Here is a 15,862-nt window from a genome sequence, read left to right as displayed (position 1 = left end):
GTTGGGGGCTGTGCGCCACGGCGGCGCGGGTGGGGATGGAGGGCTGGGCGCCGGGCTGGGTGACGCACAGCGCCGATGCGCGGATGCCTTCGCGCACGGCGGCGTCCAGAGGCTCGCCGCGTGCCAGCGCCACGGCCAGCGCACCCAGGAAGGTGTCGCCCGCTGCGGTGGTATCTACCGCCTTCACGACCAGGCCGGGGTGGTAGCGGTTGCCTGCGGCATCGGCGGCCACGGCGCCCGCTGCGCCCAGGGTCACCACCACCTGGGTGGGGCCCTTGGCGCGCAGGGCTTGTGCGGCCTGCGCGGCATCGGCGGGCGTGGCGACGTTCTGGCCTGCCAGCGCGGCGGCTTCCACCTCGTTCACGACCAGCGTGTGCACCAGCGGCCACATCGCATCGGGCAGGGGCTGGATGGGCGAGGGGTTCAGCACCACCGGACAGCCCGCCGCATGGGCCATCTCGGCGGCGGCCAGTACCTGGGGCAGGGGGGTTTCGAACTGCAGCACCAGGCTGCCTGCGCCTTGCAGCGCAGCGCCCAGCGCGGGGGCATCCAGCACGAAGCGGCCATTGGCGCCGGGCACGACCACGATGCGGTTCTGCCCTGTCGCTTCCACCGTGATGGCGGCCACGCCGGTGGTGGTGTCGGTGTCGGTCTGCACACCGCTGTGGTCGATGCCGTCGGCGTCGAGCCCGGCGCGCAGCGTGTGGCCGTAGCCATCGTCGCCCACGCGGCCGAACAGGGCCACCCGGGCGCCCTGGCGCGCGCAGGCCACGGCCTGGTTGCCGCCCTTGCCACCGGGCACCAGGTGCAGGGCGTCGGCCAGCACGGTCTCGCCGGGGCCGGGTGCGTGTTGCACCTGCAGCACCAGGTCCATGTTCAGGCTGCCGACGACGGCGATGCGGGGCGTGTGGGTGGTACTCATGCCGCACCTTCGGGTGCATGGGCCGTGGAGGCGCGCACGCGCAGCTCGGGCTGCAGCATCACCTTGCGCGCGTCCTGGCGCTTGCCGTCGATGCGCTCCAGCAGCATGTCCACGGCCAGTGCGCCGATGCGCTGCTTGGGCTGGGCCACGGTGGTGAGCGGCGGGCTGGTGAAGGCGGCCAATTCGATGTCGTCAAAACCCACGATGGACAGTGCCTCGGGCACGCGCAGATCGCGCTCGTGCGCGGCGCACAGCGCGCCCATGGCCATGAGGTCGTTACACACGAAGACAGCAGTGGGCGGCTCGGGCGCGCGCAGCACGGCGTGCATGGCCTCGTAGCCACCCTGGCTCGTGAAGTTGCCGTGCCACAGCAGGCCCTCGCCGGTGCCGCAGCCCGCATCGGTCAGCGCCGTGCGCCAGCCGGCAATGCGCTGCTCGCTGGGGGCAATGCCTTCGGGGCCGCCAATGCAGGCAATGCGCCGGTGGCCCAGCGACAGCAGGTGGCGCGTGGCCAGCAGGCCACCCTGCATGTGGGCGGTTTCCACCAGGTCGCAGGGTTGTTGCCCGGCGATGTCGATTTCGCGGTCCACCAGCACGGTGGGGATGGACAGGCCCGCCAACTGCGTGGCCAGCGTGGCGTCGTGCCCGGTAGAGACCACGATGAGCCCGTCGATGCGCCGCTCGGCCAGCACCTGCAGGTAGGTGCCCTGGCGGTGCGCCTCGTCGTTGGTGTTGCACAGGATGACGTTGTAGCCCGCGCCAAAGCAGCGGTCTTCCACGCTGTGCACGATCTCGGCAAAGTAGGGGTTGGAGCTGTTGGGGATCAGCATGCCCAGCGTGCGCGTGTTGTTGCTTTTGAGGCTGCGCGCAATGGCGCTGGGCACATAGCCCAGGGCGCGGATGGCGGCCTCGACGCGCTCGCGCCCCTCGGGGCTCACGCGGCGCGTGCCGTTGACCACGTGCGACACCGTGGTGACGGACACCTCGGCGTGGCGCGCAACGTCCTTGATAGTAGCCATGCAGGAAGAAGAAAAATCGGTGTGTTGAAACAGGTTCAGCGGGCGGCGCGGCGCTGGCGCAGCGTGTCCACAATGACGGCCGCCACGATCACAAAACCCGTGATGATGCGCTTGCTGGGCTCGCTCGCGCCGACCTGGGCCAGGCCTGCCTCCAGCACCGCGATGATGAGCACGCCAAACGCGGTGTTGACCACCGAGCCGCGCCCGCCCATGAGGCTGGTGCCGCCAATCACCACGGCGGCAATCACCTGCAGCTCCATGCCGGTGCCGGCGTTGGGGTCGGCGGCTTCCAGCCGGGCCGATTGCATCAGCCCCGCCAGGCCCGCGAGCAGGCCGGTCATGGAAAACACGATGACGCGGATGGGGCGCGGGTCCACGCCGGCCAGGCGCATGGCTTCTTCATTGGTGCCAATGCCCACCACGCAGCGGCCGAACACCGTGCGCGACAGCACCAGCTGTGCCACCACCACCAGCACCACGGCCAGCAAGAACGCGAACGAGATGCCGCCAAAGAAGGGTGCCGACAGCCACGAGATCGCATCGCCCACGTACTGCGTGCGCGAGTCGGTCACCACATACGCGCTGCCACGCACGGCCTCGAGCATGCCCAGCGACACGATGAACGAGGGCAACCGCCATGCGACGGAAATCATGCCGGTGATGGTGCCGCACACCAGGCCGGTGGCCAGTGCCAGGGCAGCCGCAGCGGGCACCGTCCAGCCCCATTGCAGGATGGCGGCGGCCGAGGTGGCGGCGGCCAGCGCCATCACCGAGCCCACCGACAAATCGATGCCCGCGATGATGAGCACAAAGGTCATGCCCACGGCCATCACGGCCAGGGCCGGGATTTCGTTGGCGATGGTGATGAAGGTTTCGGCGCTCCAGAAATACTCGGACAGCGACGAGAACAGCGCCACCATGCCCGCCAAAACGGCCATCAGGCCCAGGTAGGTGCCCAGCTGGCTGCGCCAGACCGAGGCGGAGGAGGGTGCCGCAGCGGGCGCGGCAGATGCGTTTGGGGCGTTCATGCGGTCACAGGAGAAGAAGTTGAAGGGGTGGTGCTGGTGCGTCCGCCGGGCTCGGAGAACGCGGCTGCCAGCAGCGATTGCTCGGACCACTCGCCGCGCTCGAACACGGCCACCAGGCGGCCTGCGCTCATCACGCCGATGCGGTCGGCCATGGCCATGAGCTCGCGCAGGTCGGACGACACCATCAGCAGCGCGCGGCCCTCGGCGGCCATGCGGTCCAGCTCGCCGTACAGCTCGGCGCGCGCGCCCACGTCCACGCCGCGCGTGGGTTCGTCCAGCAGCAGCACGCGGCCTTCGCGGTGCAGCCAGCGGGCAAACACCACCTTTTGCTGGTTGCCGCCAGATAGCTGGCCCACGGGTTGCTCGGGGCCGTGGCAGCGCACGCGCAGGGTGCGGATGAACCCCTGCACCAGACGGCTTTCGAGCCCGCGCTGCAGCCAGCCGCCGCGCGACACGGCCGATAGGTCAGACAGCGTGGCGTTGATGCGGATGGGCTGCGAGAGCAGCAGGCCCTGCGATTTGCGGTCTTCGGTGACCAGGCCTACACCGGCGGCGATGGCCTGCAGCGGCGATGCGAAACCCCGCTGCCAAGTGCGGGGGGCGGTGGGTGCTAGTGTGGGTGAATTTGCTATGTTTTGTGTAGCTGCTGGCGCATGATTCACTAGCGCTTGCGGCTGTTTTTGCTCTGAATTCGGGTGCAGCGTCACGCTGCCACGGTCTGCCCGGTCGGCGCCAAACAGCAGGCGCACCAGCTCGGTGCGGCCCGATCCAACCAGCCCGGCAATGCCGAAGATCTCGCCCGCGCGCAGCTCCAGGCTCACGTCCTGCACGGCGGTGCCCCGGCCCAGCTTGTCAGCGCTCATCACCACCGGGCCCACAGGGCGGCGCGGGCGGTGGTCCAGGTCGCTCACCACGCGGCCCACCATGCGCTGCACCAGGTCGTCTTCGCTCATGCCGGCCATGGGACGCACGTCCACCAGTCGGCCGTCGCGCAGCACGGCCACGCGGTCGGCAATGCGGCGCAGTTCTTCGAGCCGGTGCGACACGTAGATGATGGCCACGCCGCGTGCGGTGAGGTGCGCGATCTGCTCAAACAGGTAATTGGTCTCGCGCGGCGTGAGCATGGCCGTGGGCTCGTCGAGCACCAGGATGCGTGTGTCGTCCTGCAGGTTGCGCGCAATCTCCACCATCTGCTGCTGGCCGATGCCCAGCTGCGAGACCGGTGTGGCGGGGTCGATGCTGTCGAGCCCGATCTTGGCCAGCTGCGCGCGGGCGGCGGCGTGCAGCAGATCGCGCTGCAGCCAGCCCAGGCGGTGCGGCAGGCGGCCCATCAACAAATTCTCGGCCACGGTGAGCGTGGGCACCAGGCCCAGCTCCTGCATCACCATGCGCACGCCGTGGCGCTCGGCATCGCGGCGCGACGTGGGGGCGTAGGCCTGCCCCGCCAGCTGCATGCCGCCGCGTGTGGGCTGTTCCAGCCCGCAGAGGAGCTTGGACAGCGTGCTCTTGCCCGCGCCGTTTTCCCCGGTCAGCGCCAGCACCTCGCCCGCAAAGAGCTCCACGTTCACGCCATCGAGCACGGTGGCGGTGTAGTCCTTGCCCACGGCCTGGATGGCGAGCAGAGGCGTGGCTTGTCGGGCGGCGGAGGGGCTGAGCATGGTGGTGTGATGGGGGCGACTGCAGAGCGGGCTTTATGTCTTGAGCGGTGAACAAAGCTCAGCGAAGCGGTTCTGGCTAGGCGCCGTGTCGCAGGCAGTACTGGAAGTACGACAAGACACGGCAACAACGCCAGAAGAGCTTTGTTCTCCGCTCCGAGGCTTACTTGCTGTCTTTCGTCACCAGCACCACCTCCGTCTTCACCGTGGCGGGCAGCTGGTTCTGCGGCGTCTTGGCGGCCAGGGCCTTCTGTGCCAGTTCGATACCAAACACGGCCTGCTTGGCGGCGTACTGGTCGGCGGTGGCCAGCACGCGGCCGTCGGCCAGCATGGGCTTGATGGCGCCGATGTTGTCGTAGCCCACCACCTGCACCTTGCCGGTCTTGCCTGCGGCCTTCACGGCGGCCACGGCGCCCAAGGCCATGCTGTCGTTGCCGGCCAGCAGGGCCACGAGGTCAGGGTGCTCGCGCATCATGCCGGCGGCCACGGTGTTGCCCTTTTCAATCTCCCAGTTGCCTGACTGCACGCCCACCACGGTGATGTTGGCGGCTTTCATGGCGTCCTGGTAGCCCAGGGTGCGCTGCTGCGCATTGAAGGTGGTGGACACGCCTTCGATGATGCCGACCTTGTCGCCGGCCTTCAGCGTCTTGGCCAGGTGGTCGCCCACCAGCTTGGCGCCAGCACGGTTGTCTGGGCCCACGAAGGGCACGGTGATGTTCTTTTCCTTCAGCGCGTCGGCATCGAGCTGGTTGTCGATGTTGACCACGAGGATGCCCTTGTCGATGGCCGTCTTGACCACGGGCACCAGCGCCTTGGAGTCGGCGGGGGCCAGCACGATGGCGCTGACCTTCTGGGCCACGGCCTGCTCGATCATCTTGATCTGGGCTGCCGTGTCGGTCTCGTTCTTGATGCCATTGGCCACCAGCGTGTATTCCTTGGCATGGGCCTTCTGGTGCGCCTTGGCGCCGTCTTCCATGGTGCGGAAGAACTCGTTGGCCAGCGACTTCATGATGAGCGCGATCTTGGGCTTGTCCTGCGCAAACGCAGGGCTGGCCAGCAGGCTGCCCACAACGGCGAGGGCGGCGGCGGTCTGAACGGAACGGCGGGTGAACTGCATGGGTGTTGTCTCCAGGTTGGAATGTGGACTGAGGCAACGCTGAACAAGCCTCTCGCGCCCGGCGCATCCCTGGCTCAGGACGGTCTGCAGCGTTGCAAATCCTCGCGATAGCTACGGCTATCACTGTGGTTTGCGCCTTGCAGCCCATCCCGATCCAGGGCCCGCCGCATCGCGGAGGCTTATTCAGCGTCGCCCTAAGGCGACCGACAGCGTGTAGGGAAATCCCCGGCAGCGCCCCAAAAAAGGAGCGGCTACGGATGCCCGGTGCCTTGTCGCGATCGGGATGATAACGAAAGCAAACGTTTGCGCAAACGTTTGCCAGTCAGTAAAAACCCGGAGATACAGACATTGGAGCACCTAGTGCAGGCGGCCGACCTGCATGGTCGGAACCCAAGAAAAAGGGCGCCGAAGCGCCCTTGGGGAGGTGGCAGGGGGCGGCGCTTGGCGCGCTGCCCTTGTGAACAGCGTCAAGCCTTGCGCAATTCCCTGCGCAAGATCTTGCCCACATTGCTCTTGGGCAGCTCGTCGCGGAACTCGATGTACTTGGGACGCTTGTAGCCCGTGAGGTTCTGGTGGCAGTAGTTGGCCACCTCGTCCTCGGTCAGGGCCGGGTCGTTCTTGATGATGAACACCTTGATGGCCTCGCCCTGCTTCTCATCGGGCACGCCAATGGCTGCGCATTCGACCACGCCGGGGCACAGGCTGATGACCTGCTCCAGTTCATTGGGGAACACATTGAAGCCGCTCACCAGGATCATGTCCTTCTTGCGGTCGATGATGCGGGTGTAGCCCTGCGGGTCCATGATGCCGATGTCGCCCGTGCGCATGAAACCATCGGGCGTGAAGGCCTTGGCGTTTTCTTCGGGCTGGTTGTAGTAGCCCACCATCACGTTGGGGCCGCGGATGCAGATCTCGCCCGACTCGCCCTGGGGCAGGCTGTTGCCTTCGTCGTCCTTGATGGCGATGTCGATGCCCGGCAAGGGCAGGCCGATGTTGCCGCTGAAGGTGGTGCTGATCACCGGGTTGTTGGTGCCGATGGCGCAGGTCTCGCTCATGCCCCAGCCTTCGATCATGGTGCTGCCGGTCACCTTCTGCCACTGCTTGGCCGTGCCCTCGCTGGCCGCCATGCCCCCGGCCTGCGACACGCACAGGTGCGAAAAATCCAGCGTCTTGAACTGCGGGTTTTGCAGCAGCGCGTTGAACAGCGTGTTCACCGCAGGCAGCATGTGGAAGGGGCGCTTCTTGAGTTCTGCCACGAACTTCGGAATGTCGCGCGGGTTCGGGATCAGCGTGAGGCTGGAGCCCTGGCGGATGGCCAGCAGGCACAGCGTGAGCGCGAAGATGTGGTACAGCGGCAGTGCGGCAATGCTGTTGGCCTTGCTCAGGTCGCCCACCTTGGACAGCGCGGGCGTGAACCAGGCCTCGGCCTGCAGCGTGGCGGCCACGATGTTGCGGTGGGTGAGCACCGCGCCTTTCGACAGGCCCGTGGTGCCACCGGTGTACTGCAGGAAGGCAATCGAATCGAGCGTGGCCTGGCTGGGGGCCAGGGATTTGTGCTCGCCCAGCGACAGCGCCTTCTTGAACGTGACGACCTTGCGGCCGTTCGACAGGGGTAGGTCGTAGGCAGGCACCATCTTGGCCAGGTGGCGCACGGCGAAGGTGATCCATTTGCCAAACCAGAAGCCCAGCAGGTCGCCCATGGACGCCATCACCACATGCTTGACGGCCGTGTGGTCAATGACCTCGGCCAGCGTGTGGGCAAAGTTCTCCAGGATCACGATGGCCGTGGCGCCTGAGTCCTTGAGCTGGTGCTCCAGCTCGCGGGCGGTGTACAGCGGGTTCACGTTCACGCAGGTGTAGCCTGCGCGCAGCACGGCGGCCATGGTCACGCCAAACTGCGGGATGTTGGGCAGCATGATGGCCACGCGCGCACCGGGCTCCAGGCCCAGGCTTTGCAGATAGGCACCCAGCGCGGCCGAGCGGCGATCCAGCTCGCCGTAGGTCATCCACTGGTCCATGCAGACCGAGAACGGGCTCGATGCGTGTTTGCGGAACGACTCTTCCAGCAGGTGGGCCACAGAGCGGTATTGCTCGGGCTGCACGTCGTGTGGGACGCCCGGGGGGTAGCTCTTGAGCCAGATCTTTTCCATGCGCTTGTTTCCTTGTGCTCGCCAAATGCCATTGATAGGTGGGCACAGATTGTGGAAGGCGGGCGCGTTGCGGGCTATCGGGCTTGTCCTAGTGTGCTGGCGAGCTGGGTCCCGCAGGTGACAGGATCGGCATCGAAGAGCAAATCCATCAGCGCGCGCTCGCGCTGCTCGATGGTGGCCAGAAACTGCTCCACCCCGCCGCGCTGGCGCGCGAGCTGGCCGAAGGTGTCAAACCCCGCCTCCAGAAACCTCTGCAGCGCACCCATGCCGGCCGCGTTGGCCGGGCCCCGCATCATGCGCAGCATCATCCGCAGGCCGGGGGTGCGCGTGAGGCGCGCCAAGTCATTCCCCATGGCCAGCACGCGCTGCAACTGCTGCGCTCGTGCATGGCGCTGGCCCACAGTGCGCCAGGCTGCGGTGTAGCGGATGGCGTCGCTGGCTGCGTTGGCTTCATGCACCAACCACGCGCGCCCCATGTCCTGGTCCAGCTCCTCGGTCTGTGCGTGCAGCACGGCCAGGGCCACGGCGGTGGTCACCACGGGCTGGGGGAACATGGTCTGCAGCGTGCCCGCAATGCGGCCAAACTGCAGATCGCGGTCGGTGTAGTCGGTGTCGCTGTACAGCTCTTCCAGAAAGAACTGTGCTGCGGGTCCGAACGAGGGCGAGCCCATCAGGTCCGCATAGGTGCCCCGAAAGCGCCGCGCCTGCAGGCTTTTGACGCTGCCCACCGCCGCCCCCAGCGCCGGGTCGCCCGTGCGGTGCAGGCGCAGGGCGGTCACGTCGGCGATGCAGTCGCGGATGGTCTGGGCGGCATCCATGGGGCGGGGTCCTTTCTGCGTTCTGCGGGGTGCGGTGTCGGGCGGCGGTCAGACCGCACAATGCGGCTGGTCAATTACAACATTTGCCCATCACCACCATGATCGCGCGCTGGCAACGAATCCTGCTCCTGTTCATCCTGCTGACCATGGCCGCCTGGCTGCTGTGGCAATGGCCCCATTCACCCTGGCGCGCCGTGCTGGGTGCCTTGGTGCCGCTGTGTGTGTACCTGGTGGTGATGGCGGTGGAGTTTGTGCTGATGCACATCACCAACCGTACCGACGCCGCACCCCGCGCCCGCCTGTCACAGGTCGTGGGTGCCTGGTGGGCCGAGGTGTGGGTGGCGTTGATGGTGTTTTGCTGGCGCCAGCCGTTTCGCCACCAGTCATTGCCCGACTGGTTGCCTGCGCAGCCCACCGGAAAGCGCGGCGTGGTGCTGGTGCATGGCTTCATGTGCAACCGGGGCTTGTGGCTGCCGTGGTTTGCGCCATTGCAAGCACAGGGGCATGCCTATGTAGCGGTCAATCTGGAGCCGGTGATGGGCTCGATTGACGAGTATGCCGACATCATCGAAGACGCCGTGCGCCAAGTGACGGCGGCCACGGGCCTGGCGCCGGTGTTGTTGTGCCACAGCATGGGGGGCTTGGCGGTGCGGGCGTGGCTGCGGGCGCACCAGGCCGACGGCCGAGTGAACCGTGTGTTGACGCTGGGCACGCCGCATGGCGGCACGTGGCTGGGGCGTTTCAGTCGCGCGGTGAATGGGCGGCAAATGAGCTTGGCGGGGGACTGGGTGGTGGCCTTGCAGCGGGCGGAGCCTGCGGGGCGGGCAGCGTTGTTTACCTGCTGGTATTCGAACTGCGACAACATCGTGTTTCCGGCGACCACAGCGGCGTTGGCGGGGGCGGAACACCGGTTGGTGGAAGGGGTTGCGCATGTGCAGATGGCGTTTGACCCCGGGGTAATGAAGGCTTGTCTGGAGGAGATAAGTCGAGGGTGATTCTTTGAGGTCTTTTGGCTGCTAGCGCTCGTATGCAAAGTGCTGGTAGCTATTAATTTTGTAGTGTGTTTTCGATGGCTGCGTCGGGCGTGAGTTGCACATCGGACTGCATGGTTGGTTGTAGGGCGTAGGCCGGGAGTCGCCCGGCGTGCGAGTAACTTTCTTTTGCTTCGCCAAAAGAAAGTCACCAAAGAAAAGGCGACCCCCAGTCTGCGGCCCCTTCGCGGTGCGAAGGGGCAAACCTGCGTCGGGGCGGTTGCGGGGTGCGCCGTGGAACTCGCTGCGCTGCGTTGCAGCTTCCTTCAGACATCTACGGCGAGTCAGAGCAGGAGGCATGGGCGCTTCGACGCCCATGCTCACCCCCCAACCGCCCCGCCGCAGGCGCAGCCAGCAGGGGTGGGGAGCCGAACATCCAAACAGCCGGACATCCATTCGGGCCATCGCTGCGCTCGGCCCAGTTTGCGCAGCGCGTGGCGCTTGCGCCCGTGAGACGGTGCCGAGCGCAGCGCAGCGAAGCAATGGCCCGTGTGGATGTCCCTCGGGTTCCCTTCTGGATGCGCCTGGGGCGCGCAGGGCGCGGGGTGGCGCGTGTGCCGAAGGACACACGCGCTTCGTGAACTGACTCACCGCAGCTGTTTGAGCGGAGCGCCGCAGGCGCGCAGCGAGTTCTGCGGTGCACCCCGTGACCGAGCACCCCAGGTTGCCCCGCAGCGCAGCGAAGGGGTCGCAGACAGCAGGGTCGCCTTTTCTTTGGTGACTTTCTTTTGGCGAAGCAAAAGAAAGCCACTGCGCCGCCGGGCGCACACCCCGGCCTCCGCCCTGAACCCAGGCACGCCTTCCAAACCAGCACGCCGAGGCTTCGAGAGCTTCAACCCGAATGGTTGAAGGGTTGCTATAAAAATACCAGCTGTCAGCGCTCTATAGGCAGGCGGAAGCAGCCAATTTCATCCAAAAAATCAAGCCGCTACAACATCCCGCTCATCCGCAGCAAACTCCGGCAACCCCCGCAGCCGCTCATAGATCGGCGCAAAGTCCGCCGCAGTCATCTCAAACAACTGCTCAAAACTGTCGATCACAAAATACGTCTGCTGGTACGTATCGATCTTGTAGCGCGTGCGCATGGTGCGCTCCAGCTGCAGCGGAATCCGCTGCGGCTCCGGGCTCTGCACCGAATACGCCAGCTCGCCCGACGAACTCAGGATGCCAGCGCCATACGCCCGCAACTGCCCCGCCTCACGGATCAGCCCGAACTCGATCGTGTACCAGTACAAGCGGCTCAGCATCTCGCACGACCCCAGCCCCTGCGCCTTCAGCCCGCCCTGGCCGTAGCGCTGCACGTAGTCCGCAAACACGGGGTTGAACAGCAGCGGCACATGCCCGAACAGGTCATGAAAAATGTCGGGCTCGACGATGTATTCGAACTCCTCGGGCTTGCGGATCCAGTCCGTCACCGGGAATTTGCGGTTGGCCAGCAATGTGAAAAACGGCACCTCAGGGATCAGCCCCGGCACGCCCACCAGCTCCCAGCCGGTGGCTTTGTAGAGGCGCTCGTTCACCTCTTCAAAACGCGGGATGCGGTCGCTCGCGCCCAGTGAGGGCAGGGCGTCGATGAACGCCTGGCTCGCCAGGCCCGGCAGCAGGGCGCGCTGGCGCTCGTACAGACGGCGGTAGGTGTCGTGGTCGGCGGCGGTGTAGGCCGCGTAGTCCTGCGGGCAGGTGTAGTCCGCGTTGGCGCGCGAATAGTCGCCACGCGGTGGGCGGGTGGATTGGCCATAGACGACAGGGGCTTGTCCCATTTTTTTCTCCTTTGCCGCCATGGTCGGCGCACCGCGACGGGGGTGCGCACCAGCCCACGCGGCTGCTAATCGATCTTGATCTTTGCGGCCCGGATCAAGAACTCGTACTTGCTGTTTTCCGAGCGCACAAACTGCGCAAACCCGTCGAGCGTCAGCTCTTCGGGCGTGATACCCATCTTCTTGAACTTCTCCTTGCCCGCAGGCGAGTGCATCGCGGCGCTGAACGCGTTGGCATAGCGGCGTGCGTCCGCATCGGGCAGCGAGGCCGGCGCGAACAGGCCGAACCAGGTGGACACGTTGAAGCCCTGCACGCTGTCGTTGATGCTGGGCACGTTCGGTAGCGCCTCGTTGCGGCTGAGGGTGGTCACACCCAGCGCCAGCAGCTTGCCCGACTGGATCTGCGGCAGCGCCGAGGCCAGGTTGTCAAACACCATCAGCACCTGGCCGGATTCCAGCGCGGCGAGCGCGGGCTTGGAGCCCTGGAAGGGCGTGTGGCCCATCTTGGTGTTGGTGAGCGACTTGAACATCTCGGCCGAGATGTGGCCGATGCTGCCGTTGCCGCCCGAGCCGTACTTGGCCTGGTCCGGGTTCTTCTTGAGGTACTGCACCAGGTCGGGCGTGGTCTTGATGCCCAGCTTGGCCGCCTGTTCCGCGTTCACCACCAGCACATTGGGCGTGCGCGCCACGAGGACGAGGGGTTTGAAGTCCTTGAGTGCGTTGTAGGGGAAGTTCTTGTACAGCCAGGGGTTCACCGCGTGCGTGGCCACGGCGCCCATCAGCACCTGGTTGCTGGTCTTCCCGGCCTTGGCGACCTGGTCGGCGCCGGTATTGCCACCTGCCCCCGGTTTGTTCTCCACGGTGATGGAGCCCAACTGGGCTGCAGCACCATCGGCCACGATGCGGGCCGAGGTGTCCAGCGGACCACCAGCGGGGTAGGGCACCACGATGGTGAGCGGGGCAGACGGGTTCTGCGCCAGCGCGGCAGTGGCCGCGCCAGCCAGAAGGGTGCTGAACAGGGTGCTACGGAGCGACATCGGGATCCTTTTGAGTTCCGGGGAGCGCGCAGTATAGGCACCTGTGCAGGGTTAACCCTGGATGTCCGATGTCTTACGTGTTCAGCACACCACGGCGGATCTGGTCGCGTTCCAGCGACTCGAACAGCGCCTTGAAGTTGCCTTCGCCAAAACCGTCGCGGTAGTCGCCCTCGCGCTGGATGAATTCGAAGAACACCGGGCCCAGCATGGGCGTGGAGAAGATCTGAAGCAGCAGGCGGGGCGTGCCGTCGGCCGTGGTGCCGTCCAGCAAGATGCCGCGCGACTGCAGCTCGGGCACTGGCTGGCCGTGGCCGGGCAGGCGGGTGTCCAGCATTTCGTAATAGACCTCGTTGGGCGCGGTGGCCAGCTGCACGCCGGCCATGCCCAGCTTGTCCACCACGTCCAGCAGGTTGTCGCAGATCAGCGCGATGTGCTGAATGCCCTCGCCGTTGAATTGCATCAAAAATTCTTCGATCTGGCCGCCACCCTGCTTGGACTCTTCGTTCAGCGGGATGCGGATCTTGCCGTCAGGCGCGGTCATGGCCTTGGACGTGAGGCCCGTGTATTCGCCCTGAATGTCGAAGTAGCGGATTTCGCGGAAGTTGAACAGCTTCTCGTAGAAGTTGGCCCAGAAACCCATGCGGCCGCGGTACACGTTGTGCGTGAGGTGGTCGATGAGGTTGAGGCCGTGGCCCACGGGGCGGCGGTCCACGCCTTCGATGAATTCGAAGTCGATGTCGTAGATGGACTTGCCGTCTTCAAAGCGGTCGATCAAATACAGCGGTGCGCCGCCAATGCCCTTGATGGCGGGCAGGCGCAGTTCCATGGGGCCGGTGGGGATCTCGATGGGCTGGGCGCCCAGCTCCAGCGCGCGGTTGTAAGCCTTGTGCGCATCCTTCACACGGAAGGCCAGGCCACAGGCGGAGGGGCCATGCTCGGCGCCAAAGTAGGCGGCCTGGCTGTGGGGCTCGCGGTTCAGGATGAAGTTGATGCCGTTCTGGCGGTACAGCACCACATCCTTGGAGCGGTGCTTGGCCACCAGGGTGAAGCCGAGCTTTTCAAACACCGGTTCCAGCACGCCCGGTGTGGGCGAGGTGAACTCGACAAATTCGAAGCCCATCAGGCCCATCGGGTTGTCCCAGGCTTCGAGCTGGGCGGCGGTTTCTTGCGGCAGGGCGGCGTTCATGGGGTGTCTCCGGCATTCGTTGATGAATGTCATGGACTGTAGGCGCGGCCTGCCTCATGTTTCTGGCGAAATCAAGAGGCTTTGGCCTTTGATTTGCAGGAATCTTGTGAATGGTCAAAATTTCGCGCAGTCTGACGGCGCGCTGGGCGGGGCTGGCCGCCGCAGCGCTGCGCGGTCGGCAGAAGGCCCCTATGAGCCCGAGGTGCCCGCGTTGAGCTGGCGCAGCGCCAGGGCGGCGTCAATGCGTTGTTGCTCCTCGGGCGAGAAAAGCTGCTGGCGCAACTGCTGCAGGCCGGGGCCCTCGCCCTGCTGGGTGCGCGCTTGGCTGTACTGGTCGAGGCGCTGGTTCCAGTGCTGTTCCTCCCGGTCCAGCTGGGCCATGGCCTGGGCGGCTGCCGGGCCGTACTGCGCGCTGCGGGCGGCGTGGCGGCTGCGCTCGTCGGCGTTGCTGGCGTTGAAGGCGGCCGTCTGCGCGGCGGCCGCCATGTGAGCGGTGGCGGCACTGCGTTCGGCGCGGCGCTCGGTGGAGAGTTCGTTGTCGGCCGCCTGCAGCGCCTGGGCGCGCTGCTCGGGGCTGAGCTGGGTGTTGCGCTCAATCTCCAGGCGCGCCAGGGTGTAGCGGTCCAGGTCGGCCTCGCGGGCAAACAGGGCGTCGTATTCGGCGTCGTCAAAAAACTGCAGGCGCACCTTGTGGCGCGCCTCCAGCGCGTCGCGCAGTGCGCGTGGGTCGGTCAGGTCCTGCGGCGCACGCAGGCTGCCCAGGGCCACACGGTAGTCCACGTAGCGCTCGGCCAGTGCCAGGGCTCGCGTGGCCAGGGCGGCGGGGAAATGCTGGTTGACCAGTGCGGCCAGGCGCTGTTTGAGCGTGGCTGGGTCGCTGGCGTCGCCCGCTTCCATCAGCAGGGCTTCCAGCGTGTCGCGCAGGCCGTGCACCAGCAGGGGGTCGGCCGGGCCGTCGGTGGTGATGGCGCGGCGGCGTGCAAAAAAGCTGTGGTCCGCGCCCTGTGCTGGCGAGGGTTGTACCTGGGCACCGGCGGAGGCGGCGGCCGCCCCTGCCGGTGATGGGTGTGTATCCCCCGCGCCGAACCCGGCAGGGCCCCCCAGCCAACACACCACGGCGACCGTGGTGAGGGCCAGGACTGCGGCGGCAACCGCCCAGGTGCGCGAGGGCTGGGCCATGGCTTACAGGCCTTGTTGCTTGAGGCGGTTGGCGTGCTGGCGGTACAGCGTCACCGGGTCGGTGGAGAACCAGTCGCGCAGGCCCAGCAGCTGGTTGACTTCGTCGAGGTGGTTCTGGCGGTAGTCGCCCAGGTGTTTGCCCAAGCGCGACGAGCAGGCCGACACCAGGCCATCGTTGGCTTCGCCAAAGGTCAGGCTCAGCGTGGCCAGCAGGGCGTCGCTGGCATCGAGCACGTTGGTCAGGGGTAGGGTGCCGGTCCAGGAGTAGTAGCGCACACCGTTCACCAGCTCGGCGCCGCTGCCGCAGCCGGAGGTGGGCACGCCTTGCGGAAAGCGGCTGTTGAACTTGGCCGAGCCTGCCGTGGTCAGCGAGTCCAGCGCCGCCGTGGGCATCTGGGGCAGGCCGGTGCCGCCGGAGGTCAGGTTGATCAGGCCCACCAGCGCCTTGGCGGCGGCGCTGGCCACGGCTTCGGACACCGAGCCCGCGGGCGCTACGCCGCGCAGGATGTCGGCCACGCGCGAACCCCGGTTCACGCCGCCAATCGAGGTGACCGATGCCACCAGCTGCGGCGCCACGCCCGCCACGTAGCGGGTGGTGGGGCCACCGTGCGAATGGCCTACCAGGTTCACCTTGGGGGCACCGGTCAGCGCCAGGATGGTCTTGACCTGTGCCAGCAATTGCTCGCCGCGCACCTCGGTGCTATTGGCGGCCGAGACCTGGGCGACGTAGACCTTGGCGCCGCCCTGGCGCAGTGCGTCGGGGATGCCGTAGAAGTAGTCGATCCCAAGGGCCGAGTCAAAGCCGAACAGGCCATGCACCAGCACGATGGGGTAGCGCGTCTGGGTGTAGCCCGTCTGCGCCTGCGCGCCCACGCCCAGCAGCAGCAACCCCGCCGTTGCTGCCAGCACCAGTCGCCGCAAAAAGCGGCTGAAAAATCCGGTCATGTGTTTGTCTCCGTTGGT

13 protein-coding genes are annotated in these 15,862 nt (G+C 66.6%); 1 reads left to right on the top strand and 12 read right to left on the bottom strand.

Features of this window, described 5'->3' with window-relative positions; all coding sequences use genetic code 11:
- The 7 genes from rbsK to AC07X4_RS07300 all read right to left on the bottom strand — a co-directional run.
- Window positions 1-922: ribokinase (gene rbsK / locus AC07X4_RS07330; protein ID WP_494739681.1), on the bottom strand; the 922-nt coding region annotated here is incomplete at its 3' end.
- Window positions 919-1,941, bottom strand: coding sequence for a LacI family DNA-binding transcriptional regulator (locus AC07X4_RS07325; RefSeq protein WP_494739680.1), 1,023 nt, complete (start codon window positions 1,939-1,941; stop codon window positions 919-921). The genes rbsK and AC07X4_RS07325, both read right to left, overlap by 4 nt.
- A gap of 35 nt (window positions 1,942-1,976) precedes the next feature.
- Window positions 1,977-2,969 carry an ABC transporter permease gene (locus AC07X4_RS07320; RefSeq protein WP_494739679.1) on the bottom strand — a complete coding sequence of 331 codons (993 nt, stop codon included), beginning with the start codon at window positions 2,967-2,969 and terminating at the stop codon, window positions 1,977-1,979.
- A complete protein-coding gene (locus tag AC07X4_RS07315) occupies window positions 2,966-4,627 on the bottom strand; it encodes a sugar ABC transporter ATP-binding protein (protein WP_494739678.1) in 1,662 nt (553 codons plus the stop codon). Before AC07X4_RS07315 ends, AC07X4_RS07320 begins: the two co-directional genes overlap by 4 nt.
- A 160-nt stretch (window positions 4,628-4,787) precedes the next feature.
- Entirely contained in the window at window positions 4,788-5,741 is a 954-nt protein-coding gene (locus tag AC07X4_RS07310; RefSeq protein WP_056745474.1) for a sugar ABC transporter substrate-binding protein, read from the bottom strand.
- A 467-nt stretch (window positions 5,742-6,208) separates the two neighbouring features.
- Window positions 6,209-7,891 carry an AMP-binding protein gene (locus AC07X4_RS07305; RefSeq protein WP_494739677.1) on the bottom strand — a complete coding sequence of 561 codons (1,683 nt, stop codon included), beginning with the start codon at window positions 7,889-7,891 and terminating at the stop codon, window positions 6,209-6,211.
- A gap of 74 nt (window positions 7,892-7,965) precedes the next feature.
- Window positions 7,966-8,709, bottom strand: a complete 744-nt coding sequence (locus AC07X4_RS07300) for an FFLEELY motif protein (protein WP_494739676.1) — start codon at window positions 8,707-8,709, stop codon at window positions 7,966-7,968.
- 98 nt (window positions 8,710-8,807) lie between these two features.
- Here AC07X4_RS07300 and AC07X4_RS07295 point away from each other — a divergent pair, with 98 nt between their 5' ends.
- Window positions 8,808-9,704, top strand: a complete 897-nt coding sequence (locus AC07X4_RS07295; protein ID WP_494739675.1) for an esterase/lipase family protein — start codon at window positions 8,808-8,810, stop codon at window positions 9,702-9,704.
- A 956-nt stretch (window positions 9,705-10,660) separates the two neighbouring features.
- Here AC07X4_RS07295 and phhA read toward each other — a convergent pair.
- The 5 genes from phhA to AC07X4_RS07270 all read right to left on the bottom strand — a co-directional run bounded on the left by phhA (window position 10,661) and on the right by AC07X4_RS07270 (window position 15,844).
- Window positions 10,661-11,500 carry a phenylalanine 4-monooxygenase gene (gene phhA / locus AC07X4_RS07290; RefSeq protein ID WP_494739674.1) on the bottom strand — a complete coding sequence of 280 codons (840 nt, stop codon included), beginning with the start codon at window positions 11,498-11,500 and terminating at the stop codon, window positions 10,661-10,663.
- A gap of 65 nt (window positions 11,501-11,565) precedes the next feature.
- Complete coding sequence (locus tag AC07X4_RS07285; RefSeq protein ID WP_494739673.1) at window positions 11,566-12,534, bottom strand: Bug family tripartite tricarboxylate transporter substrate binding protein; 969 nt, start codon at window positions 12,532-12,534, stop codon at window positions 11,566-11,568.
- A 73-nt stretch (window positions 12,535-12,607) separates the two neighbouring features.
- Window positions 12,608-13,720, bottom strand: a complete 1,113-nt coding sequence (hppD, locus tag AC07X4_RS07280) for a 4-hydroxyphenylpyruvate dioxygenase (protein WP_494739672.1) — start codon at window positions 13,718-13,720, stop codon at window positions 12,608-12,610.
- Between the two features lie 189 nt (window positions 13,721-13,909).
- Complete coding sequence (locus AC07X4_RS07275) at window positions 13,910-14,899, bottom strand: lipase secretion chaperone (protein ID WP_494739671.1); 990 nt, start codon at window positions 14,897-14,899, stop codon at window positions 13,910-13,912.
- A 3-nt stretch (window positions 14,900-14,902) separates the two neighbouring features.
- Complete coding sequence (locus tag AC07X4_RS07270; protein ID WP_099731316.1) at window positions 14,903-15,844, bottom strand: esterase/lipase family protein; 942 nt, start codon at window positions 15,842-15,844, stop codon at window positions 14,903-14,905.
- Window positions 15,845-15,862 lie beyond the last annotated feature (18 nt).

The sequence above is a fragment of the Acidovorax sp. GW460-11-11-14-LB4 genome (assembly GCF_059423685.1).
The sequence above is the reverse complement of the archived record's forward strand: the minus strand, read 5'-3'. Positions and strand labels throughout refer to the sequence as shown.

Excerpts from the sequence above, each read along its gene's own strand:
- AC07X4_RS07325 (WP_494739680.1), bottom strand. The coding sequence starts at position 1,941 with ATGGCTACTATCAAGGACGTTGCGCGCCACGCCGAGGTGTCCGTCACC.
- AC07X4_RS07320 (WP_494739679.1), bottom strand. The coding sequence starts at position 2,969 with ATGAACGCCCCAAACGCATCTGCCGCGCCCGCTGCGGCACCCTCCTCC.
- AC07X4_RS07315 (WP_494739678.1), bottom strand. The coding sequence starts at position 4,627 with ATGCTCAGCCCCTCCGCCGCCCGACAAGCCACGCCTCTGCTCGCCATC.
- AC07X4_RS07310 (WP_056745474.1), bottom strand. The coding sequence starts at position 5,741 with ATGCAGTTCACCCGCCGTTCCGTTCAGACCGCCGCCGCCCTCGCCGTT.
- AC07X4_RS07305 (WP_494739677.1), bottom strand. The coding sequence starts at position 7,891 with ATGGAAAAGATCTGGCTCAAGAGCTACCCCCCGGGCGTCCCACACGAC.
- AC07X4_RS07300 (WP_494739676.1), bottom strand. The coding sequence starts at position 8,709 with ATGGATGCCGCCCAGACCATCCGCGACTGCATCGCCGACGTGACCGCC.
- AC07X4_RS07295 (WP_494739675.1), top strand. The coding sequence starts at position 8,808 with ATGATCGCGCGCTGGCAACGAATCCTGCTCCTGTTCATCCTGCTGACC.
- phhA (WP_494739674.1), bottom strand. The coding sequence starts at position 11,500 with ATGGGACAAGCCCCTGTCGTCTATGGCCAATCCACCCGCCCACCGCGT.
- AC07X4_RS07285 (WP_494739673.1), bottom strand. The coding sequence starts at position 12,534 with ATGTCGCTCCGTAGCACCCTGTTCAGCACCCTTCTGGCTGGCGCGGCC.
- hppD (WP_494739672.1), bottom strand. The coding sequence starts at position 13,720 with ATGAACGCCGCCCTGCCGCAAGAAACCGCCGCCCAGCTCGAAGCCTGG.
- AC07X4_RS07275 (WP_494739671.1), bottom strand. The coding sequence starts at position 14,899 with ATGGCCCAGCCCTCGCGCACCTGGGCGGTTGCCGCCGCAGTCCTGGCC.
- AC07X4_RS07270 (WP_099731316.1), bottom strand. The coding sequence starts at position 15,844 with ATGACCGGATTTTTCAGCCGCTTTTTGCGGCGACTGGTGCTGGCAGCA.